Origin of the sequence: Kitasatospora brasiliensis, from assembly GCF_032654805.1 — a bacterium.
Taxonomy (GTDB): domain Bacteria; phylum Actinomycetota; class Actinomycetes; order Streptomycetales; family Streptomycetaceae; genus Kitasatospora; species Kitasatospora brasiliensis.
The window spans coordinates 44,693-68,912 of the sequence record NZ_JAUOOW010000007.1; the positions used below are offsets into that span (position 1 = coordinate 44,693).

Sequence of the window (24,220 nt, forward strand, 5' to 3'; positions counted from 1 at the left end):
CCCCGGGCAGGCGGCGGGCTCTCAGACCGCTTCGACGGGGGTGCTGAGGGCGGTGGCCGGGAGAGTGGGCAGCGGACCCTCGGGTGGCAGCGTCCAGGTTTCCGGGTCGGGGGCGAACGGGCCGGTACGGTCCCGGAGCTGGGCGAGGGCGAGGTCACGGGCCCCGTCCAGCTGGCGGTGGGTGGCCTCGTCGATGACGCCGAGGCGCCGGGCCTGGGCGTACTCGTCCTCGTCCTTCCAGCTGTACGTCGACAGATCGGGGGTGATCACCAGGTCCAGGATGAGGTCGAGGGTGTCGATGCCGATCGCCGTCCGCCGGTACGGCCGCTCGAAGTTGACGTACCAGCGCAGCGGCCGCCCGTCGGGCGTCAGGAAGCGGTGCACGCTGAACGGCGCTCCGGCGGTGAAGCGGCCGAGCACCACGGTGTCCCGCCAGGTCCAGTGGTCGAGTTCCCACCGGCGGGCGGCGAGGTCGTCGATGCAGCCCAGGCGGGCGGCATCGTCCCCGGCGCGGGCGGCGGCGGTCCAGCTGGCCGGGGCCAGGCTGGCGGTCCCCGGGCGGGCGGCCAGGGTCAGGGTGGTGCCGTCGTCGGCGAGCACCGTGTATGGCATGGCCGACCAGACCCGGCCGTACGCGACGTCCCGCCGAACGGCGGTGCCGCCCGGGGTGAACAGCGGGCCCGTCATCGGACGTAGTAGGCGCGGTTGTGGGCGGCGACCGGCGGGGACTGGTAGGTCCAGACCCCGGCGGCCGGGGCGTCCGCGATGAGGTGGGCGAGGTCACGGGCGGACTCCTCGGCGGGGTTGCCGAGGTCGAGCCGGACGCGCTCGGCGGTCCGGTCGTCCAGCGTGTAGTAGCGGTAGGGCTGGTACACGTTGAGCGGTCCGGCCAGCAGCTTGCCCTCGTCGTCGGTGCCGTAGCCGGTGATCGGGGTGTTGTTGATGGGCTCGGGGGTGAGGCCGATCAGATTCACGTCCAGGGCGAGGAGTTCCTCGTCGTGGCGGCGCAGCCCGTCGGGCCCGAGGGTGGCCCGGCGGCAGGAGACGGACCAGCGTTCGCGCACGGCGGGCGCGTTGAGGGAGGGCAGGGTGGTGTCGAACCAGCCCGGGTGCTTGGGCTCGGCGTAGAGCCGGCGCCCGGCGTCGATGGCGAGCGGGTTGTCGCACAGCACGTGCAGCCGGGCGATGCCGAGCAGCTTGGTCTGGTCGTAACCCCGGGCGTACTGGCCGTAGTTGACCACCGGGATCCGCTCCTCGGCGAAGATCGGATGGGCGATCAGGTTGATCTCCAGCTCCTGGGTGATACCGCCGCCGTTCGGATACTGGGCGGACTACATCGACCGATCCGGTAGGCAGATCGTACAGGCGAGGGAAAGGCAGGGGAAGCAGGCAAGATCCGGGCGGGGCATGAGGTTGATCGGATGCTCACGCGTGCACCGGCAGCGCGGCAGGTACGGATGACGCTTTAAACATGCATGCGCTGACCTGTGAATATGTCTCGCTGATCGACTGCCAGGGTGCCTGTGTGATGAATGCGAAGCGATCTCGCTCGGGTTGCACGAGAGGACCGGGAGCAGGTCTCCGAACGTCGCACAGCAACATCAGGAGGAAGACGAACGCTCTCAGGTGTTTACCTGTGCAGCAAGGTGTACTCATCCCGATGCTGACCTCTTGCTGACCTGTCTGACGGCGGGTCAATCCAGAGCTGTTTCGCTCCGGTGGCCGCGCACCTTGACCGGGGCGGCCACCGTGCCTGCCGTCCCGTGGCCGAGTAACTGATCGTTTCAGAAGAAGGTCCAGAGCTTCGCGAGCAGGTACTGTCCTCGATCTCGGCCTCGTCACCTCAACGAGCGAGGAGGCCCACCCAGGGATAGGCCCTCCGCGTCACTCCGGCTTATTCAGATCACGCAGCGGGCCTGTACGGTCATCGGCTTCGCCCCGTAATCGGTGGTAGCCGAGGGTGGTTCAGGCGAGGAGGATGCGGTGGCGAAGGAGCACGAATCCGGCCCGGCCGTGCATCTGTCGCATGATCCGCTTGGTGTGGGTGTTGACGCCCTCGGTGCGGCCGTTGTGGTGGGGCAGGGTAAGGCCAGCGTCAACGGCGGCCCGGTCGAGTTCGAGGCCGCGGACGAAGGAGTGCAGATGGGGAAGGCCGACGGCGCGTGCGGCGGTGATCCATTCGGTGAGGCGGGCGCGTTGGCGGAGGCGGGGACAAGCAGCTCGGCAAAGGAGCGGACGAGCCGGGAGAGTTCCCGTCATTTCGGGGCAGGCGGTGGCGAGGGCCTGCAGCGTGTGGGTTTCCTTGTCTCGTAGCCGGTCTGGGCGGGTGAGCATGAGGCGGGCGAGGCGGCGTGGGCTGATCACTGGGCGGTCGCCTTCGGCGCGGCCCTGTGTAATGTAGCGGTAGAGGAGGTTGAGGCTGCCGGTGTAGCCCGATTCCTTGATCTCCCGGAACAACTGGAGAATCGGGATCTCGGGGTCCTCGGCGCGACGGGCGCGCAGGTGGTCGCGGTAGGGGTCGACGAGCGTGGGCCGGTATTGCGGCGCCCGACGAAGGCCCTCGGGTTCGGGAACGCGCGCATAACGCTTGACGGTGTTCAGCGCCAGATTCAGGCGGCGGGCGCATTCCAGCAGGCCCACGCCCTTGCCGAGCAGCTCGTGGACCTGACGCCACCGCTCGCGGGTCGTCGCAGCGCGCACGCCCTCCGGTCGGGACGGGTTCGCGGTCGTCCAGCAGGCGGAATGCGCCCGCACCTCCTTCAGGACGGCTTCGCAGAGGTTGCGCCAGATGTGCCACCGGTCGCCGACCTCCACTGCCTCGGGCAGAGCGCGGCGAACGGCCTCGCCATAGGCCCCGGAGCCGTCCCGGCACACGATCTCGACCCCCGGATGCTCGCGCAGCCACGCCTCCAGGGCATCGGCGCCCCGGCCGGGCAACACATCGATCCGCTTGCCGGTCTCGGCGTCGATCAGCACGGTCGCGTACCGGTAGCGGCGGCGCAGGGCGAAGTCGTCGACGCCCAGAACCCGTGGCACTCGCTGCGCGGGCAGTGGAACTCGCAACAGCATCCGCAAGGCCGTGGACCGGGAGGCCAGCGCGGCGAGTTCGTTCAGGAGCCGGGATGCGGCCCGGCCCGCTAACTCTTTCACCACGGCGCCGAGTTGACGCGTGAGGCGGCTCGCCCGGCGCTGGTAGCGCTCCAGCAGCCTGGGTACCTGCTCGCGGAACGTCTGCCGTCTGCAGCCCAGCACCGGGCAGGCCAGGCGGCGCACGCGCACCACCACGAGCACCCGCCGGCAATCCGCCGACACATCCGCCACGGTCCGGTGATGGAAGCCGTGCACCCGGTCCGTCGGCACCCCGCAGACCGGGCAGGGCACCGGACCATCCATGGTCCGGGCTACCACCCGGATCGCCGCACCCTCATCCACCACGTCCTCGATCACCAGGGGCGACAGCCCGGAATAACACCGTCCCCAAGCGCGTTGGCATCTCGCATGACCCGCCAACGACGCCGGTCACGCTTCGCTACCACCGATTATGGGGCAGAGCCCGGTCATCGGTGTAACTCCCGATCAAGGAAGAACACCTGATGAGCGACGTGATCGCCTCAGTTGAGGCGGTTGAAGAGGTCCGGCCGGTCGAGCTGTCGGCGGATCCGCTTGATGACCAGTTGATCGGGCAGCTGGTCGACCAGGCCCGCGCGAGCGGTCTTCAGCTGACCGGTGAGGGCGGGCTGCTGCAGCAGCTGACCAAGCGCGTGCTGGAGTCAGTCCTGGAAGGCGAGATCACCGACCACCTCGGCTACGAGACGCACGATGCGGCCGGCGCGGGCAGCGGGAACTCCCGCAACGGTCCCGGTCCATGACCGTGCTCACCCGACATCGGACCGGTCGAGATCGACGCGCCCTGGGACCGTGAGCGCAGTTTCGAGCCGCAGATCATCAAGAAGCGGCAGCGGCGGCCGACGGGCGTGGACGAGATGGTGCTGTCCCTATCCGCCCGGGGTCTGACGCATGCTGACATCTCGGCCCACCTGGCCGAGGTCGACGGCCAGCGTGTCCAAGTCGACGATCTCGACCATCACCGACAAGGTCATGGACGGGATGTCCGAGTGGCAGAACCGGCCGCTGGACCCGGTCTACCCAGTGATCTTCATCGACTGCATGCACGTGAAGGGCGCGATGGTCAGGTCGCGAACCGGCCGATCTACGTGGCCCTGGCGGTCACCGTCGACGGGACCCGCGACATCCTCGGGCTGTGGGCCGGCGGCGAGAGCGCGAAGTACTGGCTCCAGGTCCTCACCGAGATCCGCAACCAGAGCGTCGAGGACGTGTGCATGGTCGTCTGCGACGGCCTGAAGGGTCTGCCCGATGACATCGGCACGGTCTGGCCACAGGCGACCGCCCAGACCCGCATGGTCCACCTCATGCGGGTGTCGTTCCGCCACGCGGCCCGCCAGGACTGGGACAAGATCTCCCACGCGCTCAAGCCCATCTACACCGCCCCGACCGCGAAGGCCACCGAAAACTGCTTCCTGAGATTCCAGGAAGCACGGGGTGACAAGTACCGGCTATCGTGCGTCTCTGGGAAAATGCCTGGGCCAAGTTTGTGCCGTTCCTGCAGTACGACGCGGAAATCCGGGGGTCCTCTGCACGACAAAACGCGATCGAGTCGGTCAACGCCCGCATACGCAAGGCTGTCCGCACCCGCGGACACTTCCCCAAGGAGGCGGCAGCACTGAAGTGCGTCTACATGGCCGTCATGAGCCTGGACTCCACGGGCGCCGACCGCAAACGCTGGACCATGCGATGGAAGCCCGCATTCCAGGCATTCGACATAGCCTTCGACGGCCGACTCCCCATCAGCCGCCAGTAATTCACACCACCTGAGTTGTACCGCTGGCTGTACAAGTGGCATAGTGGGCGGGCTGCGACCGCCCACCCTCTCGTCCTGAACCTGGCCTGGCTCACACCACTGGCCACGTGACAACGGGGACGAAGCACTGTCTCTCCTGCGAACAAGGAGAAGCGCCCGTTGGACGGTCAGCGGCGACAATTGTAGAAGGGATCGTGCTCAAGGCCCCAGCCGACTCGGTACGCAGTGGTAACGGTGCGGGGGGGGTTTGGATTGACTACCACACGCCACGTCCCTTGTGTGTCGATTCTCTCGTACAGCCAGTTCCCCTGGCTCAAAACCGGCCGTCTGGTTCCGGCAACCTGATTAATGCAGATCAGCAGGGATACGACGTCCAGGTCGCCGGTCGCTGGAGAGTGGCCGTAGTCGATGTGTCGCAGTCCGTACGCCACCTGGGTTCCGCAGGTAAGGTCGACATTCACGAGTTGACCACCCAGATTCTGCAAGTGGAACTGGGTGTGGACGTATGTAGCAGGGATGACGCTGATGTCTTGTGCGCAGACGTCGGTCGGAGGCAGTGTCCGACGAGATGACGCGGCGGCATCAGTGGGGGGAAGGGCGGTCAAAAACAGGGCACTCAGGGCCAGAGCCGTAGTGCGATGGAGGGTTCGTCTTGAATGGCTGGCGGTGCGATGTGGCTGGTTCAGCACGGTCGACTCCTTGTTGTGATGGAGGTATCGGCAGTCAGATCCCCGGTTTTCGGGTTTCGCATGCAGTCCTCCACGCCGACTCATTCCAAAGGAGGCGATGTGGCAGGAATTTGTCCTCGTTAGACGGGATGCTGCGGAGTCGTTGAACCTGGTCAGGCATGTCATGACGTTGTCGTGGGCGTTGTACGTGAAGTTCGTGTCGACCGGGCCATCGCGCTGCCTTGCTGGCCGTCTCATGGAACGGGGTTCGTTCACGGTGAGCCATGTTCCGGTATTCACCTGGTCGCAGCCGCTGTCACTACAGGGCACAGCAGCATCCCAGTTGGTCCGCCATCGGAGCGCAGTCGGCTACTGGTGGAGCAACCGGGTGGAGTCTCCTCTTCGAAGAAGTGTCGCTGACAGAGTGAGGCCCTAGCTGACGGAAACATGGCTGCGCAGAGGCCGGACGAGGAGTCCCTGACGCAATCGGCCGATGCCTCCGACTCGGTCTGTGTCTGTTGTCCTGTTCCTCCGCCGCGCACGTCTGGGCGCTCGGTGGGCTCTTCGAGGGAGAAGGTTCCTATGCTAGGCCGCATTCAGATGATCGCTGTCACCACCGTGCTCGGCCTCGGTACGGCCGCCAGCGGCGCCCCGGCCGCAGCCGCTGTCGAACGACCTGCGGCCGTTGCGCGGCCCGCAGGAGCGAGTGCCGCGGCCACTACTCTGGCGGGCGAGACCCGCAAGGGGGACACGCGCCCGGTGGTGTTCGTGCACGGGCTCAACGCGGACCCGGGCGTCTGGTCCTCCATGGAGGGGAAGTTCGAGAAGGACCCCGCCGGCGACTTCCCGGCCAGCAAGCTGCACACCTTCGACTACAGTCACACCACAAAAGAGCGCATCGCCAACAACTCCAAGAGGTTCTCGGACTGGCTCTCATCCCAGCAGCTGGGCGAAGTTGACGTGGTCGCCCACTCTCTGGGCGGCCTCGTGGCGCGCAAAGCCCAGGAGGATGGTTCCAAGATCCGCCGAATCATCACTCTGGCGACTCCCAACCACGGCACCGGATGCTGCTCGGTCATTCAAATTGCCTGGCCGGTGTGCCAGGACATGGAGCGCACATTCGGTAAGGAGAGCAGCTTCCTGAAGAACCTCAACGAGAAGGCTCACATCACCCAGGACACCGTCATGACGTACGCGGTCACGACTGACGACGGCCAGGTCGCCGCTGACAGCGTCCACCTGGACAAAGCCCTGAACAAGATCGTCGACCCGTCCATCAAGGGCGGCAGCTGCACCAACCCGTCGGTGCACAACTCCATCCTGTACAACGACACGGTGGCCACCGACTCCATGAACTTCCTGCGGTACGGATCCTCCGGGGTCACGCACTAGATGTGCATCTGCCAGAGCTCGGTTACACGTGGGGCTCGGTCTTCTGCCTGAGGCGTTCGTAGGGTGTCTGGCCCCCAAGAGCGCCGTGCGGGCGGTGGAAGTTGTAGTAGTCCTCCCATTCTCGGACCTTGTCGTTGAGAACGCCGGTGTCGTCGTCGACGACACCGGCGAGCAGGCGGTAGAACTCCGCGGCGTCGATACGATGTGAGCGTTCGACCTTGCCGTTGAGATGCGGGGAGGCCGGCTTGATGTACGTGTGGGCGATGCCCTTGACGGCGCGTGCCAGTGGAAAGCGGGCTGGAATTCCGCGCCGCTGTCCGTCTGGATGACTTCGACACGGAACGGCACCCGCTCCAGGACGTAGTCCAGGAACTGGACGGCGGTCTTCTGGTCGCATCGGGTGTAGATCCGCAGGACGCGCAGCCGGGTGCAGTCGTCGATCGCGGTGAACTGGGAGTACTTCGCCCGGCGGCGGGCCTTGGGGGCCGTGCCGGTGACCGGGGCCGGCCCCGGGGGCGCTGTATCGGTCGGAACGCCGATCGGTTCGATGAACTTGACGTCGATCTGGACGCGGTTGCCGGGCAGTTGCTTCTCGTAGCGGGTGTGGCGCTGGTCGTGGCGCTTGTAGCGCTGGGACGAGGAAAGCCGGTTCAGGCCCAGCCGTTTGAGGATGCGGTAGACGGCGGAGCAGGCGATGTCGATGTCGTGGTATCGCTTGAGGTACATCTGGATCTTCATCGGGCCGAAGTGGTGGTTCTGCCGCAGGTAGACGATCTTGTTCACGATGTCGGCGTCGGTGGCGTTCGGGCTGTGGTGCGGCGCGCTGGAGCGGTCACGCAGGCCCTCGATGCCTTCGTCCTGGAAGCGCCGCTGCCACCTGTAGAAGCAGTTGCGGCTGATTCCGTAGTACCGGCAGGTCAGCGAGACGTTCCCAGTGACTTCCTCGGCGTGTCGCAGCACCGCCAGGCGTCGCTGGGCCTGGCGGTCCTGTTGCTGTTTCTGCGAAGGGGGCGTGACACGACTCCGTCGTAGTCGGAGATCCATGTGTCACCAATGTCCGGCAGTTCTATAACTAGATCGGCAACGGCGGCTCCTAGGGAGTGCTCACCCGCGCTCGGGGCCCGGCACCCGAGCGCGGCCCGTGGGCCATCCATCACCTGTTCTGCCGGCCCCGACCAAACGGCCTCGGGTTAGCTGAGCATTAGGGCGGAGTCCCAGGCGGATGCTGGCTCGGTGTCCGCCGCGTAGCAGTGCAAGGCCAGTGCGATACCAGCGGCTCCCTCAAGACAACCGGCGCGGTGTTGGGCCTGGCGCATCGCCGGGTTGGTGTAGTAGAACCCGAACGGCGCTGCGGGGTCGTGCGCAGCGGTGATCCGCTCAGCGAGGAGCGGAAGTTTCGCGGTCAGTCTTTCGTCGCTGGATTCGCGCGCCATCCGCCAGGTGATCTGGAGCACTCCGGCCCAGCCGTGGCAGAGGCCGCTGTTGGTGACCTCCAAGGATTCGGCCGCCAGTGCGGATGCCATGGCATCGACCGCCTGCTTGCGCCACTCCGGTCGGTCGAGAGCGTTCCCGGCCATCTGCAGCGCCCGCGCCACCCCAGCGGTGCCGTAGCACCACGCGGTCCGCCCGTGGGGCGGGCGCGGGCGCGAACCCGAGGTGAACTCGTCGAACCGTAGCGTACCCGTCCACGGCGGTCCGGCTTCGAGCAGGTGGCCGACGATACGGGTGATGGCAGCCTCGTGGCCGTCGACCCGTACTCCGGCCTCCCAGCTGGCCGCGAGCAGAGCCAGAGGGCCGCAGATGCCGTGGGCCAGGCCAAGGTTGAAGTGCCCGTGGGGGTAGCTCTCGTCCAAGCCGAGACTCGGTGAACCAGGCACCCACCAGCCCGGGACGGTGTGCCCGTGGACCTTGACTGGTTCGGTCAGCCGCACCAGATAGGTCAGTGCGTCGATCAGGACCGTCTGGTGCAGCGGGCGACGAAGCAGCAGGTAGCGGCCCAGTCCGCTGGCACCACGGATCACGTCGTAGCTGTCCATCCGCGCGCCGGGCCGACCGGTGTCCAGGCGTTCTCGCTCAGTCTCGAGCAGGGAGTGCAGTGTCGCGTTCACCCGCTCGTCGAGGCGGGCGAGCAGAGTCGCGTACTCCTGCGGGGTGCGCTGGGCTGCGCGGGCGGCGAAGGCCAAGGAGGGCAGGCCGCCGAACAGCCCGTGGCGCATGTGCGGGGAAGACGGGGATCGGGCGGCCACGCTCAGGTGTCGATGCGCCGTCATCGCATGTCGCGGGGCACTGTGCGACAATTCCGCGAACAACAGTGCGACGCCAGTGTGCCCTTCGCCGAGTGACAGTCCTGCCCATGGCGAATGCGCGGGAACGCCGGGGAAGTGGTCGGCGTTTTCGGGCGAGCTCGCCGTGGCTGCGACCTCTTCGGGATCCGTGAGTCGCTCCGTCACCTGGTGCACGATTCGCTCGGCTGCCTCGCGGGTCTGGTCGAGTCGAACGCTCACGCTGCTGGTCATTGGGTGTTCCTCCGACGGTCTCGGTGGGCCTGGACGGCACCTCGGGCGATCGCGTACGAGGACAGCTCGGCCTGCCGGTCTGCGCCGACGAGCCGGTTGTGGTGCATGTGGAACAGCGATGGCAGGATCGGGAGTTGAGGCTGCCAGGCGCGGGCGTCCAAGTCCTGCAGGGTGCGTGCATAGGCGGAGATCGCCTGCGATCTTCTCTGCCATGCGCCGAGCACGGCCGCACCGCCTGGTCGGGCACGCAGGGCGGACCAGGTGCCGTACGGGTCGATGAGGGGAACCGCTTCCCGGCGCCGCCGTTGGAACTCCGTGTGCTCAGCTCCCTTGGTGATGTTGCCCAACAGCCATTCCACCCAGGGTGGTTCACCGTCATGCGGCTGCTCTGACATGAAGGCGCGCGCCAGGTCGACGTATCCGGCTGCCGCTAGCAGCGCCGGATCGACGGACAGTACTCCGCTCTCCAACACCTGCAGTTCGTCCAGAACGGCGACACTGTCCGCGTGGAAGGCGCGCTCCGCCGCCGCGATTGCCTCCGGGCCTCCGTAGCGCTCCAGTTCCGGGTCATAGGTGTCGAGCACGAGCCGGGAACTGACGCCCTGGGCCCGGAGCTCGGCCGCCCAGTCGTGCAGGCGCGGCAAGAGTTCCGCGCCGAGTGCGTGCGGAGCCCCGTGGAAGCGCAGCCTGAGATGGTCCTCGGTGTCCCGGTACCGGAGGAAGAACCACCGGTCCACCTCGTCGGGCAGTTCGGCGAGCAGCTGCGGCAGATAGCCGGTCAGCACTTCGGTCTGACGGCCCGGCGGGCAGTACACGCACGCGTACAGCCATTGCCCACCGGGAAGGTGTTCGGCACACCGCGGACGCCGCCGAATTGGGCGGACCGGGCGGGCCGGCGCAGGGCGGGCCGTGGTGAGCGGGAACACGAGTTCGCTGCGATACCTGCCGCCCGGGCCGGTCAACCACCCGTTCCCCAGCTCGTCACCCGGAATCTCCTGGAGCACCGCATCCGCGTGCTGTCCCAGTTCGTGCCGGAGCACGATCAGGTGGAGCGGTTCGGTCAGATCCAGATCGATACGGTGATCGGAGCGGGCCAGGCAGACCCGGTCCGGCACCTGCCACCGCGCGCGCCAAGTCGTCACCTCCGCGGTCCACTCCACCAACGGGGAACACTGATCGCGTACGGCGCGACTCGGCCGCCAGCGGGCCGGCACGAGGATCGTGCGTCCGTACCGAACCCGCGGGAGGTACGGGAGCGCCTCGGCTGTGCCCCATCTCCACAGCCGCCAGTCGCGTCCGCCGCTGCGGCTGATCTCGCTGAGGAATCGGGCCACGTTCGGGGCCTGGTCACGGGTGTTGAGCATGTGGAAGACGGTCGGCACGACCTCGCGGCCGCTGTTGCACTCCACGACGAACAGCCGGTCGGCGTCGGCGCAAACCACGAGGTCGTCCAGGTCCAGTGTGTCCGCCGACTCGCGGTCGGCGAACGCGGCGACCGGGAGCCGGCGCGCCAGCCACTGCGGTACCTGGGTCACGTTGCCACTGCGGGCGCTGAGCGGCTGGAACACCAGTTGGGCCGCCAACGTGTCCGGCGGTTCCGTGCCCACGAGGCCAGCCAGGCCGGTCCGGACCCGCTCGGGCAGCAGGTCCGCGAACCGCCCGAAGGTCGCACCGGCAGCCGGGGAACCCCCGACGACGGCAAGCTGGAAGTCGCCCGACTGCAGCGCGGCCGGCGACTCGGCCAGCAGCTGTGCGAACAGTTCGGTCGAGGCGGGCGGGACGCCGCTGCCGTCGTGGCTGAGCTGAGCGATCAACTCCTCGGTCAGCCGCACCTCACGCTCGCCGCCGAGCAACGCATCCTGTGCGAGGCCAATCAGCAGCTGGTCGCGCGCGGAATCCTGCTCGCCCGGCGGGGGAGGCCGACGTCGGCTCGGCGGCACCTGGTAGCCCGCGGGCGCGCCCAGCCCGGTGTCCGAGTCGAGCAACTCCCGTACACCGACCGCACGGCCGAGTCCGTAGCGCTCGACGAACTCGGCGTGGTAAGTCGCGAGAGGATCTCCGGCCGCAGAGCTCGGTGCCACCTGCCACAGCACGGTCAGGGCCCGCTCCGCCTCCTGTGCGACCGCGGCCGGCAGGCGGGCCTCCACATCCAGGGCGAGATCCACGTGCACCGGACGGTCGTTGGACCGCAGCCGGCGCAGCTGTCCGGTCACCGCCTCCCAGCATTCCAGACCGGCGCCGAGCGGGGTAGCCGCGTAGTCGGCCAGTGCCCGGCCGATCTCCCGCAGCCGTGCCAACTCCGGTATGGCGGCAGGCGGCAGACCTGCGAGAACGTCGAGAACGTGCCCGAGCGGATCGACGGCCTCCATCGGCGGGCGCAGATCGGTCAGCAGGAAGTCCTTGGCCACCAGCTGGGTTAGCATCCCACTGATCGCCTGCTCCGAGGCCTGGGGGAAGAGTTCCGCCAGATGCCGTTCCACGGCCTCGTACCGCATTGGACGACGGGCGAACCGCAGTACCTCCCGCACCGCGGCCGTGTGCCGAATGGTGGCCTCGCGGATCACCGCGCCAGGGCGCTGACTGTACGCCTCACGGCCCGGCACATACGGCAGCACCAGTCGGCCGCCTCGCCCGAAGCACAGGTTGTTGACCGTGACCCTGAGGGCGCGCAGCACCTGCGGCCGGAGCTCCCAGTCGACGACCAGGGACATCAGCCAGCCTCGATCCACCCGGGCACGCCGCTGGTGCTGACGGCCGAACCTGACCTTCGCGTCGGCAGGGTCGGCCACGAAGTCGGCAGCCGTGACTCCGGCCATCAGCCCGAAAGGCGTGGGCCGGGTGGCCATCCGCAACCGGTAGGCGGTCACCGCCCGTACCGCGCGGTGGAGGTCGGCCGGCCGGGCGGGGCGGCCACTGAGCAGACCGTCCAGGAACCCCGCCAGCGACGGGCTCGACACCGCGAGCGCCTCGCGCGTCAGGTGATCCCCCGCTGCCTCGCTCAGATACGCGGTGAGCCGCTCGGCCTCGTCGTCGAAATCCTCGGCGGGTGGGAGCCGGATGTCAGCGACCCGCTCAGTCGGGTGAACCGGGGCGCGCAGCAGAGCAAAATTCGCGCACGCGAACACGGGGCTTTCGGGGTTCTCGGCCATGTGGGCTCCTGAGGCGGGCTGCTCGGGCGCCCCCGGAAGGGCGGGACACCCGAGCAGTCACAGTGACACTGTCAGCAGTTTGCGCAGGTGATGTCAGTGCAGAAGCACTGGGTACATCCCCACGAACACCCGGTCGGCGGGAAGCTGTCCATGGCGTCGGGTTGAATCGCCTCTTCGTCCACCTTCAGGTCGAGGTCGAAAACGTCCTCGACCTCATCCGGGATCGCCAGCATTTCGACGGGCATGACATTCCCTCTCTTCTGTGGTTCGAGAAATGGGCTGTGCAAGATGGCCAACCCTGCAAGTACAAGCCTACGTACTCGAACAAGCTTCCGCATCTTGAAGGTTGGAGTTTGTCACTCGATCGGAGGGGTATGTGGGAATGACACCATCCTCGTCCGAGTCAGGTCGAGGCTGCCGCCCACCGCAAAGCAAGCTGGAATATTACATCTACACTGCATAGTTGACGTCCTGACGGACGAACGCGTTGCCGCTCTCGCCGTTCCTATTGCCGGTGTTGTGGATCGCGACCACCAGGCCACTGCCGGCGTCAATCACCGAGAAGCCGGAAGCGCCGCAGGGGCGTTGCACGCCAGGGTGTAACGCGCCGATTCCTTCCAGGTCCAGGCGCACTCGCGCAGCCTTGAGGCGAAGCTGTCGACGTTGCACGAGTCGATGGTCCGCCAGCGAGCGGACACCACCTTGATCGCAGATCGCGCTGTCGGCCGCCAGAGGGTGAGCAGGTCGATGCCGACGGCCGCTTGGACTGCCCCATGGCTCTCGGCGAGTCGGTAGAGCATCACATCGGTGTCGATCGTGGTGCCGTAGACAATCCACTCGGCCGCCAGAGTTCGACATGCCTACCGCTGCGATCCCAGGGGGGCCGAATATCCGAATGGACAGCCGGTCGTTGATAGCCTTACCGGAAACGCGCCGCCGCGCGCACTCACTGAACGCCCGATGAGGCAGCCACGTTCCTGCGCCACACACGGCGTGCTACGCCGATCTGTTCAAGGCCATGTTCGGTACGGCATGCACCGTGCCGAGGACCTCGCCCTCCGCTGGGCCGACGTCCACCTCATAGACCGCAACCTCCAAATGCGTCAGGCAGTACTCCAGACGAAGCGCCAGACGACCGCGTAGGGCTGCGCGTGCTTCGTGATGCGGTGGGCTCGAACAGTGATCTCGGCCTCCCCTGCCGGGATGACATCCCAACAGATCTGTTCAACATTGTTGGCCCGGTCGAACCCGATTCCAGTGCCCATGTTGCCGTGACGCTCCAGACCCCCAGCTCGGACAATCAGGTCGAGATCGTTCTGCAGATCGGCACCTGGCGGGTCGCTCCAGACCAGGGTGGCCTTCAAGGTGTGGCTGATGCCTTGTGGAACAGTGACCTTGAACGTGTGCTCCTGCCCCTGCTTGAGCTCCGCCGCGTCGATGAATCCAGCCGTGCTGCTGTCGTCCGGTATGACGATGGATTGTTGGAGATTGACGAGACCGAAGCCGGAGTCATTGTTCGGGGAGGAGCCGGCCTCGGTCGGCGTGTACTGGCCGGGCAGGTCGTCCGCCCCGTTAATCAGCAGGGCCTTCAGTAGGGCCGAGCTCGGCTTTACCACGCCGTTCTTTACGAGGGTCTCGCGGAGCACTGCAAGACATCCCGCGACCAGGGGGGTGGCCATGCTGGTACCACTGTCAAAGTGGTAGTCAGGGTCGGTGGAGGTACCGAAAATCCTCAGGTCTGGTAGCGCCTTGCGCGAATGGGCCGAAAGGATGGAGGAGCCGGGTGCTACGACGTCAGGTTTGATGCGACCCTCCCTGGTAGGACCTCGGCTGCTGAAAGCGGCCATACCTGTCGGGTTGTCTGCCATCTTGTCGTCGCGTATCGGATTGGCAGGGAAACGCTTGGGAAATATGTCTCCATAAGTCCTGGTGGCCTGCGGGCGATTGCTCTCACTCGCGCCGACGGTGATGCAGTTCTTCGCCCCTGCGACACCCCCGATCGAGGCCGAGTCAACGCGTCCATCACCGTTGCCGTCGGTGCCGTTGTTGCCCGCCGAGAAGCAGATAACAAGATCCTTATATTCCCAGACCATGTCATCCACGTCAGTCGCACGCTTGTCGTATGCTTTGCCGGGGGCTTTCGGACCCCACGAGTTGGTATGAATTCTCGCTCCGTCCTCTCGGTAAGGAGGCTCAAACAAATCGTGCAGGTCCTGTGGGAGGCCACCCGGTCCGCCCTTGGTGTCCAGCGTCGACTGGAGTACCAGCAAGGCCTCGGGTGCGGTACCGCAGATGGCGCCCCCCATGGATTTCGACGCCCCGTTGCCCAGAACAGATCCCGCGACGTGCGTCCCGTGGCCATCAGGATCATCCACGCAGTCCGGGCTGGTGCGCCCAAGGGCTGTCAGACGCTTGACCCTGCCGGTGAAAGCGGGATGGATACTTTCCGGGTCACCGTTGTCGAGGCCACTGTCGGCAACAGCCACGACCTGTCCTTCGCCTCGGTACCTAGTCCCGTTCAGAGCAACTTTGGCGTGCAGCAGTTCGCCAGCGACGTTGTTGTTGAACACCATCTCTGGCACCTCCTCCACCTGCCGCACCTCATCGAGTGAGGCCAGCGCCAGCACGCCTGCCTCGGAGACTTCCAAGCGCACCGACCCACGATTGAGCCGCACCCCAGCGATGCCGACTCCAGCTGCCTCCGAGATGCGCTCTCGCAGCGCATTCGCCTCGGCATCCACACCCTCGTGAAGGATCACGTCAACGGGGCGATTCCCCCGCGGCGCCCCTTCCAAGGGATCTGTCAGAACGGCAACGCCGGTCCGCGGCCGCGTTGCTCTCAGCGACTCGGCAATCTTGAAGCCATTCGGATATACGCCCGCCCACGCCACGAACGTCAGCCCACGTACGACTGCCAGATCCGTGGGGCGGTAGCCGCACAAGTAGGTGCTCTCTGAAATGTACTCATGGATAACCACTCCATGACGCGCCAGCTCGTCCTTCTCTTCCCCGGAAGGCACATGAGTGGTCTGAACGAGTATGTAGTCCGACGTGGACGCATCCTCTGGGACCAGGGACGCGCGAGCCAATTCCGCGGACTGAGACAAAGGATCTATCGATACGCCGTTGATCGTGATGATGGCCATGGCTTCCTCCGCAAGCTGAGAGTGAATCCGCGGCCCCAGTAACTTCCTCCACGAGAATGAGGAGCTTCTCCACGAAATTCATTCGCCTTCGGCATAGCTCCACTCCTCACCGGATAGCCGGACTCGCACAAGCCTGTACACTGCGTTACCGCCCTCTGCAAAGCCGCCGTAGGGGTTGCGCGGCAGGTCCCGAACTTGCCTCCCGGGGTGCCGCTGGCGTCCGGTCGTTGTGTCTGTCACGGTCGCCGGCCGGACGCCTCGCTGCGCACAAGGGAAGCTCATCCAGAACGCAGCAGTCGGGTCATACTCTCGTCAACTCAAGATGCCTGGGACTTTGTACGCGGCCATGACTTTCTCCGCCCCACGAGGTCCGTGGACATCTGCCTCTCGAGCAGACCGGAGAGGTCTCGGCGCGCCCCACTCACTCCATTAGCGCGCAAATCACATCTGCAGGCAACACGTGGAAGCGGCGCACTCACGCAGAGTGCCTGCGCCATCGGCCGCCGGCCGGGTCGGGGCTCCCCAAGCCGTCACGTACGACGCCGTCGCGCTGTCGTCTCGGCCCGGCGCCCCGGCTGTCACTTCGGTGTCCTCAACATACTCGGCTGATGCCTGCGGAAGCTGTACGACGAGCTGGACGAGGCGCTGACCGCGGTGGGCGAGCTGGAGGTCGTGGTGCTCAAGCACTACATCGCCTACAAGCGGCTGCTGATCGTGGCGTCGGTGGTTTTCCGCCCCTCGCCGTCGCATCGGGCGCTGCTGGTGTACCTGCGGCTGGACCCGGACACGGTGGAGCTGGAGGAGGGCTTCACCCGGGACGTGCGCGGCATCGGGCACCTGGGGACGGGGGATCTGGAGGTGCGGCTCGTCTCGTCGGCGGACGTGGAGAAGGCGCCGCCGTTGATCGGGCGGGCGGTCGAGGAGTCCTGACGGGGCGGGGAAGGGCGGCTGGAGTCTGGTGCTCCGGCCGCCCCTTTCGCGTCCTCGGCCACTTGGCCGGGTGGCGGTTCTCACGCTCACGCCTCCGGTCCGGCGAGAACAAGGTCGTCCTTGGTCAGCTCGGCACGCAGCCGCTGTTCGGCGACCTCGGCGTAGTGGGGTGAGAGTTCGGCACCGACGAAGCGCCGGCCCTCGCGTAGGGCGGCGACGCCAGTAGAGCCGCTGCCGGTGAAGGGGTCGAGGACGACGCCGTTCTCGGGGCAGATCCGGACAAGCTGCTGCATGATCTCCAGCGGCTTCTGGGTGATGTGGACGCGGTCCTTGCGGGGCTGGCTCGCGATGAAGTGGCCGGGCAGATAGAGGTTGCGGCTGTTGTCGAGGGTGCCCTTGACACCTCAGGTGATGAACTCCGCGGTCTGCTTGAAGCCACCCTTGCGCGGGCGGCTGGCGGGCTTGATCCAGGGGATGGTGCCCTGCCACGTCCAGCCCGCCATCTGCAGTGCGTCGCTCGTCGTCGGTTCCTGGCGACCGCGTGCTCGGTGCTTGCCCGGTACGCCTCGGTGAGCAGTTCGGTGAGCCAGGCCCGGTAGGAGCGCTGGTAGCGGTTCTCGCCGGGGAAGGTCTTCAGGTCGTGGTTGCTGCCGCTGGTGACGTACTTGGCGCGGGCGTCGCGGCTGGTGCGCTCGGAGCTGGTCCGGCCGCCGCTGTTGTACGGCGGGTCGGTGATGACGGCGTTGACGGACTCGTCCGGGAGGGTCTTCATCACGGTGAGGGCGTCGCCTCGGTGCAGCTTGTAGCTCATGAGGTCTTCCGTAAAGTGTTAGGCAGCTTCGTTTGGATCATCGAGCGGACCAGAGGAAGCCCGCGATGTGGAGTCCGGCGAGGTAGATGGTCGCGGTCTTCTCGTAGCGGGTGGCGATGCCTCGTCACTGCTTCAAGCGGTTGATGCAGCGCTCGACGGTGTTGCGGCGCTTGTAGGTCTCGCGGTCGAAGGCCGGTGGCCTGCCTCCGTGGCTCCCCCGGCGCAACCGGTGGGCCCGTCGGTCCGCCGGGACGGGAATCACCGTGCGGATGCCGCGCCTGCGCAGGTGGTCGCGGATGGCGCGAGACGAGTACGCCTTGTCGGCCAGGACCAGGTCCGGCCTGGTGCGTGGCCGTCCCAGTGGCCGGGGAACGCGCAGGCGTGCCATCACCTCCGGGAAAGCGGGCGCGTCGCCCGCCTGGCCCGCGGTGAGGACGAAGGCCAGCGGGCGGCACCGGCCGTCCGCGGCGAGGTGGATCTTCGTGGTCAGCCCGCCGCGGGACCGCCCGATGGCGTGGTCGACCGGTTCTCCGGCCGGGGCCCCTTTTTGCGGGCCCCGGCCGCGTGCTGGTGGGCGCGGACGATCGTGGAGTCGACCGAGACCGCCCAGTCCAGGTCCTCGTCGGCGTCCGCCTGGGCCATCAGCGCGACGAAGACCCTCTCCCAGGTCCCGTCGACGGCCCACATCCTCAGCCGGTTGTAGATGCCCCGCCAGTTGCCGTACTTCTCCGGCAGGTGGACCCACTGGGACCCGGATTGGAACTTGAAGGCGATCGCGTCGATCACCTCACGATGGTCACGCCACCGGCCACCACGCTTCGGTGTCCGGTCCGGCAGCAACGGCTCGATCCGCGCCCACTGCGCGTCAGTCAAAGGCACACCAGACCAACGAGCAGATGATCCAAACGAAACTGCCTAGGCGGCCCAGGAGGGCCGGATGTGGCTTATGGGGTCTTGCCTTCAGTGGCTCCTGAGGAGTGGCCGTCCGGCTCTTCGGGGCGCCCTGGCTGCTGATTGAGATGTGCGCGCTGTGTGCGGTCGCTGTTTACGGAGACGACGGCGGGGTGTTCCTCGGGCCAACGTGATGCCGGTGGGAGCGAGGAGGGGCGAGTGAGTGAGCGAAGTGCCTGCGTCTGGGCGGGTGTTGACGCCGGGAAGGGCCATCACTGGGCGGCCGTGGTCGACGAGGGCGGCGCGAGGCTGTGGTCGAAGAAGGTCGACAACGATGAGACCGCGATCCTGACCGCGCTCGGCGAGATCCTCGCCCTGGCCGACCAGGTGCACTGGGCGGTGGACATCTGCGGCACGTCCTCCGCCCTGCTGCTCGCGCTGCTCGCCGCGCACAGTCAACGGGCCGTCTACGTGCCCGGCAGGACCGTCAACCGCATGGCCGGCGCCTACCGGGGCGAGGCGAAGACCGACGCCCGCGACGCCTACGTCATCGCCGAGACCGCCCGCCACCGCCGGGACTTCACCACGATCGACGTGCCGGCCCAGCTGGTGGCCGACCTCGCGCTGCTGACCGCCCACCGCTCGGACCCGGTCGCCGACCGGGTCCGGATGATCAACCGGCTCCGCGACGTGCTGACCGGCATCTTCCCTGCCCTGGAGCGGGCCTTCGACTACTCCGCGCACAAGGGCGCCCCGGTCCTGCTCACCGGCTACCAGACCCCGGCCGCCCTCCGCCGCCGCGGCCGGGCCCGCCTGACGGCCTGGCTGGCCAACCGCGGCGTCCGCAGCGCCGATGCCGTTGCGGTAACCGCGCTGGAGGCCGCCGAGGCCCAGCGCACCGTGCTGCCCGGCGAGGACGTCGCCGCCACGATCGTCGCCGACCTGGCCACGCAGATCCTGGCCCTGGACGACCGGTTGAAGCGGATCGACAAGCAGATCCGCGACACCTTCCACGCCCACCCGCAGGCCGAGGTCATCGAGTCCCTGCCCGGGATCGGGCCGATACTCGGCGCCGAGCTCGTCGTCGCGGCCGGCGACCTGAGGGCCTACGCGGACGCCGGGCACCTCGCCTCGGCGGCCGGGCTCGTGCCCGTCCCCCGCGACTCCGGACGCCGCACCGGCAACCTGCGCCGGCCCAAACGCTACAGCCGCCGCCTGCGCAGGGTGTTCTACCTCTCCGCGCAGACCAGCATCATCAAGGACGGCCCCAACCGGGACTTCCACCTCAAGAAGCGCGCCGAGGGCTGCAAACACGTCCAGGCCGTCATCGCGCTGGCCCGCCGACGGGTCAGCGTCCTGTGGGCCCTCCTGCGCGACAACCGGGTCTTCACCCCCGATCCCGTCGCGCAGACGGCTTGACTCAATCATTGAGACTCCTTCGGGGCATGGCGATTGGGCCGGCTCCGGGCGGCGCCGGACGGCAGCCGCCGGGAGCGGGGATGCCGAGGAAGGTAGCCGCGATCGACGGCCGTACCTAACGGGCGTTGGCTGGGCCTGGTCGGGGTCATTTGGTGCGGCCGACTTTCGCGTCTACTGTCTCGCCATGCCGACCGGGCAGCAGGCCAAACGGCCCTGGCCCGGCGCGTGTTGGTCCGTGCTGCCCAGTGCAGGCGTGACCACGTGCGGGCGGCATCCCCTTCCCTCTGAATCCCGAGGAGCGCCGTCGTGTTCCGGCTGAGATTACGAGCGCGGCCGGCTGCCGCGCGTGACCCGAGACCGGCGTCCTGGAGCTACCAACTCCCGTGACCCGGGCCCGCCCTGAACGGGGGCGGTTTCACCACCGGCGCGGTGCCGGCGACTTCTTCGCACGAGAGGCCGGCACCGCGTTCTCCTACGAACCCCCGAGGAGCCGCTGCGATGCAGCATGCCCTGGCACACCCGTGCCCTCATCCAACTACGCCACCCGGTCTGCCGCTGCCCGGTGACCGGGGGCCGTCGTGAAGAAGACGGTCGGCGCGCTCGTCGGCGTCGTCGCCTGCGGTCCGCTGGTGCTGGCCCTGCCCGTCGCGATCGTCGGCGCGGGCAACGCTTCGGCCGCCGCGTCCAGTTCCTGCCCTCCCGGCGGGAATCCGCAGGGTGTGGACTCCTCGGCGGTGGCGGCGCAGGTCGAGGCGATCCTCAAGGGCTCCAGTCCGCTGTCGGCGCCGACCGTGTCTGGGCTGAGCAAGCCGTCCGAGCAGATCCCCAACGCGAAGACGATCCAGGCCACCGGCGTCGCGATGCACATCCCGGTGCGCGGGCAGGTCGTCGCCCTGGCAACGGCGCTGCAGGAGAGCGAACTTCGCAATGTCAACGGCGGTGACCGGGACTCGCTGGGCCTGTTCCAGCAGCGGCCGAGCCAGGGATGGGGCACGCCGGAGCAGATCATGCAGCCGGCGTACGCCTCGACGAAGTTCTACGAGGCACTGCAGAAGGTGAACGGCTGGGAGTCGATGACCGTCACCCAGGCCGCCCAGGCGGTGCAGCGCTCCGGATTCCCTGACGCGTACGCCAAGTGGCAGCCCTTGGCGGAGGCGCTCCAGAAGGCCCTTGCCCCGCTGCTCGCCCCCACCGCCGGTGCCTCACCCGCGCCCGCGCCGACACCGGCACCGACGCCAACGGCCAGCGCAAGCCCGACCGCGGGTGGCGGCTGCGGGACGCCCACGGCGGGCGGTGACGGCAGCGACTTCGGCACGATCCCCGCCGGCTCGCTGCCAGGCGGCTACACGATCCCGGCCGACTCACCGCAGCCGGTGCAGACGGCGATCCGGTGGGCGCTCGGCCAACTCGGCACTGCCTACCAGTGGGGCGGCACCTGCACGAACTCGCACGGTGCGGACCCGATGGGCAGGTGTGACTGCTCCTCGCTGATGCAGATGGCCTACCGCTCGGCCGGCGTCTCGCTGGAGCGGACCACGTACGACCAGGTCAAGCAGGGCACCGCTGCTTCGGCGGACGCGCTCAAGCCGGGCGACCTGCTGTTCACGCGGGGCAGTGCCGCCGCGCCGGAGCACGTGGGCATGTTCATCGGCAACGGGCTGATCGTGCACGCACCGAAGACCGGCGACGTGGTCAAGATCTCGACCCTGGCCTCGTGGCGGCCGGAGATCCTCGCCGTCCGCCGGGTCGCCTGACCCGCGCCCTCGCCTCCCCTCTCCCCTCCCCCCTTACTTCGGGCTGCCTTTGCGCGCCCTGAATTGCTCTGGAGCTTCCCTTGTATCTCGCGGACGCAGTCGTACAGCTCGCCTACGACCCCGGCATCACCCCCAACGAAGGTGGTCTGCCTGGCCTTTCGGTCCTCAAGCAGGTGATGGGCAGCCTGAATCTCTTCGGGATCATCGCGGTCGTCGGCGCCCTCGCGGTGAGCGCCGGGGTATGGGCCTGGGGCCACCACTCGGGCGGGCACCAGGCGGAGGCCAACGGGAAGAAGGGCGTCCTCGTCAGCGCTGGCGCGGCACTGCTACTCGGCGCGGCCAACGGGGTCGTCTCCTTCTTCTCGACCCTCGGAAGCCAGGTCAAGTAATGCAGAAACGGTCCTTCAATCCCAGCCCTCATACAGGGGGCTCTGGCGGCGTGCTGGTTCGCCGCCGGGCGCTGCTGGGCTCGCTGGTCCTGGTGGTGCTCGTCGCCTTCGCCGGTTTGCTGGCCTACGTCACCCGGGACGGACGAGAGTCCGCCAACCCGGCTACGGCGGCTGCGGGTTCGGCGGCGCCCTCCGCGCCGGTGACTTCTGCTTCGCCGGGTGGGCGTCCGAAGATGGCGCCGGGTCCGCCCTCGACGCACGATCCGATCGCGTTCGCGAAGGCGGCGGCGGTGGCGTTTTGGTCGTACGACACCCGCTCGTCCTCGCAGCCGGAGCTGGTGGCTTCCCTCCACCGGTGGCTGACCAGCGAGGGGCAGTACGTCGACGCCGACTCGGTTGATCGCCTGGTTCCCTCCCCGGTGCTGTGGGGGCGGATGGCCGACTCCGGGCAGTTCGCCACCGCGACCGCGGACGAGGCGCACTTCCCGGACCGGTTCACCAAGGCGCTGCAGGCCGATCCGGGGGCGATCACGCAGGCGTACGTCTACGCCGTGACCGTCTCCGGGAAGCAGTCGATCGCTTGGAACGGCGCCCCGGCCGGTGGTGCCGAGGACCGTTCGGCGACCCTCGCCGTGCAGTGCCGTCCTGACCGTCCGTGTGCTCTGGCCGGTGTGTTGCCGGCCGTGGCGCCCTGACCTGGGAGTTCCTCGTGGATATCTGCAACCTCCCGATGGTCTCCCAGGTCTGCGATGTCGTCGACGGCATCAACTTCGTCAGCGACCCGGGCAAGTCGATCACCGATGGCATCGGCGCGTGGATCGCCAAGAGCATGGGCGAGCTGGCGGCCAGCGCCGTCGACCTGTGCGCGAAGGCAGTCGACGAGACCACGGCCATCGACCTGTCGGCGCCGTGGTTCCGGGACAACTACCAGTTGATCCTGCCGATCGGGCTGATCCTGACCGTGGGCACGTTCTGCGCCCAGCTGGTCCTGGCCGCCTGGCGGCGGGACGAGCGGGCGCTGGCCAAGGCCGGCTGGGGCACGATGACCGGCGTGCTGTTCGCCTTCGGCGCGATCAGCTTCACGGCGATCGCGGTCACCGTGGTCGACGCCTTGTCCGCCGGGCTGTTCCAAGCCGCGCACACCAGCGTGGCCGACGCGGTCAGGCGCATGATCAAGGTGTCGCAGTTCGGCGCCATGTTCCCGCTCGGCTGGGCGATCCCCTCCCTGGTCGCGGTCGGCAGCGCGATCGGGGCGTTCCTCTACTGGGGCGTGATGGTCGCCCGCAAGGTCGGCGTGCTGATCCTGGTGGCGCTCGCCGCCTTCGCCGGGGCCGGCGGCGGCTGGGAGGTCGCCCAGCGGTGGCGGCGCGGCTGGATCGAGGCCACCGCCACCCTGATCGTCTCCAAGCTGCTGATGACCGTGGTCTTCCTCGTCGGCGTCTCCGCGCTTGGCAAGACCGACGCCAAGGACGGCATGGCCGCCCTGTCCGACGCCATGGCCGGAGTCGTGATCATGGTCATGGTTCTGCTGTGCCCGTACGCCGTCTACAAGTTCGTCCACTGGGCGACGGACGGCAGCGGCCACGACGACACGCACCGCACCGGCATGGCCGGCATGGCGGTCGCGGCCGGGGCGGCGAAGACCGCCGGCTCGCTGGCCATGCAGATGAGCATCGGTGTCCCGGCGCCGCAGGGCGCGGCCCAGGTCCCGGGCATGGGCGGTGGTGGTGCCGCCTCCGGCATCGACCCGACCGGCCGGATCAGCAAGGAAGGCATCGACGCCGGCCCCGCGCAGCAGCCGACGAAGTTCCGCTTCGGCGAGGACACGAACGCCGGCGGCGATCGCGGACGCGCCCTGGTCACCCGTCCCGGTATCCCGGCCCTGATCACCCGGGCCGCCCCCGGCGGCGGCGGTGACGAGTCGGCAACCAGCGGCGGCCAGGAAGGCGTCGCAGCCCAGCCCGCCGCACCGTCCGTGCCGGGCGTCTCGACGGCCCCGGCCGCACCCGCCCCCTCGGCGCCCGGCCCGGCCCCCGCCGGCCCCGGCGCCCCGGCACCGGCCAGCGCAGGACCGGCCCCAGACGGAGTACCTGCTCCGGAACCGGCCCGATTCGTCTACCCCGGTCCCACTCAGCCCGGCTCCTGACCGACACACCCCGGGGCGGGCAGCAGCCCGCCGCCCGCCCCGGGCCCACCGCCCGATCTCGAACCCTCGAAGGAGCCCCTGCGATGACGTCCAGAAGAGTGCCGCGCCCCCGCCCGCCGCCCGCACGCTC

15 protein-coding genes and 4 pseudogenes are annotated in these 24,220 nt (G+C 68.1%); 8 read left to right on the plus strand and 11 right to left on the minus strand.

Annotated features, from left to right (window positions below):
- Positions 1–21: 21 nt before the first annotated feature.
- The 3 genes from QWJ13_RS26125 to QWJ13_RS26135 all read right to left on the minus strand — a co-directional run bounded on the left by QWJ13_RS26125 (position 22) and on the right by QWJ13_RS26135 (position 3,447).
- On the minus strand, positions 22–687 hold the full coding sequence (locus tag QWJ13_RS26125; protein WP_316527477.1) for a ribonuclease FAU-1 family protein: 666 nt from the start codon (positions 685–687) through the stop codon (positions 22–24).
- The gene (locus QWJ13_RS26130; RefSeq protein WP_316527478.1) at positions 684–1,241 is read right to left on the minus strand and encodes a hypothetical protein; all 558 of its coding nucleotides are present in this window, start codon (positions 1,239–1,241) and stop codon (positions 684–686) included. Before QWJ13_RS26130 ends, QWJ13_RS26125 begins: the two co-directional genes overlap by 4 nt.
- A 724-nt stretch (positions 1,242–1,965) precedes the next feature.
- Positions 1,966–3,447 carry an ISL3 family transposase gene (locus QWJ13_RS26135; protein WP_432277609.1) on the minus strand — a complete coding sequence of 494 codons (1,482 nt, stop codon included), beginning with the start codon at positions 3,445–3,447 and terminating at the stop codon, positions 1,966–1,968.
- A gap of 146 nt (positions 3,448–3,593) precedes the next feature.
- On the opposite strand from QWJ13_RS26135, the pseudogene QWJ13_RS26140 reads away from it, so the two are divergent.
- Together QWJ13_RS26140 and QWJ13_RS26145 are read left to right on the plus strand one after the other, a co-directional pair.
- A pseudogene (locus tag QWJ13_RS26140) lies at positions 3,594–4,879 on the plus strand (IS256 family transposase).
- A 1,268-nt stretch (positions 4,880–6,147) separates the two neighbouring features.
- Positions 6,148–6,939, plus strand: coding sequence for an esterase/lipase family protein (locus QWJ13_RS26145; protein WP_316527481.1), 792 nt, complete (start codon positions 6,148–6,150; stop codon positions 6,937–6,939).
- 22 nt (positions 6,940–6,961) lie between these two features.
- Here QWJ13_RS26145 and QWJ13_RS26150 read toward each other — a convergent pair.
- The 6 genes and pseudogenes from QWJ13_RS26150 to QWJ13_RS26175 form a co-directional block, all read right to left on the minus strand.
- Positions 6,962–7,983 (minus strand): annotated as a pseudogene (locus QWJ13_RS26150) (IS481 family transposase).
- Between the two features lie 146 nt (positions 7,984–8,129).
- Positions 8,130–9,455 (minus strand): lanthionine synthetase C family protein, encoded by a 1,326-nt coding sequence (locus QWJ13_RS26155; protein WP_316527483.1) that lies wholly within the window; start codon positions 9,453–9,455, stop codon positions 8,130–8,132.
- Complete coding sequence (locus tag QWJ13_RS26160; protein WP_316527485.1) at positions 9,452–12,604, minus strand: lantibiotic dehydratase; 3,153 nt, start codon at positions 12,602–12,604, stop codon at positions 9,452–9,454. The genes QWJ13_RS26155 and QWJ13_RS26160 overlap by 4 nt, the downstream gene beginning before the upstream one ends.
- Positions 12,605–12,675: 71 nt before the next feature.
- Positions 12,676–12,849, minus strand: coding sequence for a hypothetical protein (locus QWJ13_RS26165; RefSeq protein WP_316527487.1), 174 nt, complete (start codon positions 12,847–12,849; stop codon positions 12,676–12,678).
- Between the two features lie 205 nt (positions 12,850–13,054).
- Positions 13,055–13,237, minus strand: a complete 183-nt coding sequence (locus QWJ13_RS26170) for a hypothetical protein (RefSeq protein WP_316527489.1) — start codon at positions 13,235–13,237, stop codon at positions 13,055–13,057.
- A 470-nt stretch (positions 13,238–13,707) separates the two neighbouring features.
- Complete coding sequence (locus QWJ13_RS26175) at positions 13,708–15,750, minus strand: S8 family serine peptidase (protein WP_316527490.1); 2,043 nt, start codon at positions 15,748–15,750, stop codon at positions 13,708–13,710.
- A 654-nt stretch (positions 15,751–16,404) separates the two neighbouring features.
- Here QWJ13_RS26175 and QWJ13_RS26180 point away from each other — a divergent pair.
- Positions 16,405–16,680 carry a hypothetical protein gene (locus QWJ13_RS26180; RefSeq protein ID WP_432277610.1) on the plus strand — a complete coding sequence of 92 codons (276 nt, stop codon included), beginning with the start codon at positions 16,405–16,407 and terminating at the stop codon, positions 16,678–16,680.
- 86 nt (positions 16,681–16,766) lie between these two features.
- On the opposite strand, the pseudogene QWJ13_RS26185 reads toward QWJ13_RS26180, so the two are convergent.
- A pseudogene (locus QWJ13_RS26185) lies at positions 16,767–17,491 on the minus strand (DNA-methyltransferase).
- A 37-nt stretch (positions 17,492–17,528) separates the two neighbouring features.
- Positions 17,529–18,370, minus strand: a pseudogene (locus QWJ13_RS26190) (IS5 family transposase).
- Positions 18,371–18,601: 231 nt separating this feature from the next.
- On the opposite strand from QWJ13_RS26190, the gene QWJ13_RS26195 reads away from it, so the two are divergent.
- The 5 genes from QWJ13_RS26195 (at position 18,602) to QWJ13_RS26215 (ending at position 24,090) form a co-directional block, all read left to right on the plus strand.
- Entirely contained in the window at positions 18,602–19,801 is a 1,200-nt protein-coding gene (locus QWJ13_RS26195) for an IS110 family RNA-guided transposase (RefSeq protein WP_316527491.1), read from the plus strand.
- A gap of 578 nt (positions 19,802–20,379) precedes the next feature.
- Entirely contained in the window at positions 20,380–21,555 is a 1,176-nt protein-coding gene (locus QWJ13_RS26200; protein ID WP_316527492.1) for a C40 family peptidase, read from the plus strand.
- A gap of 80 nt (positions 21,556–21,635) precedes the next feature.
- A complete protein-coding gene (locus QWJ13_RS26205) occupies positions 21,636–21,944 on the plus strand; it encodes a DUF6112 family protein (RefSeq protein ID WP_063346628.1) in 309 nt (102 codons plus the stop codon).
- On the plus strand, positions 21,944–22,639 hold the full coding sequence (locus QWJ13_RS26210) for a hypothetical protein (RefSeq protein ID WP_316527493.1): 696 nt from the start codon (positions 21,944–21,946) through the stop codon (positions 22,637–22,639). The genes QWJ13_RS26205 and QWJ13_RS26210 overlap by 1 nt, the downstream gene beginning before the upstream one ends.
- Positions 22,640–22,653: 14 nt before the next feature.
- The gene (locus tag QWJ13_RS26215) at positions 22,654–24,090 is read left to right on the plus strand and encodes an SCO6881 family protein (protein ID WP_316527494.1); all 1,437 of its coding nucleotides are present in this window, start codon (positions 22,654–22,656) and stop codon (positions 24,088–24,090) included.
- The last annotated feature ends 130 nt before the right edge of the window (positions 24,091–24,220 follow it).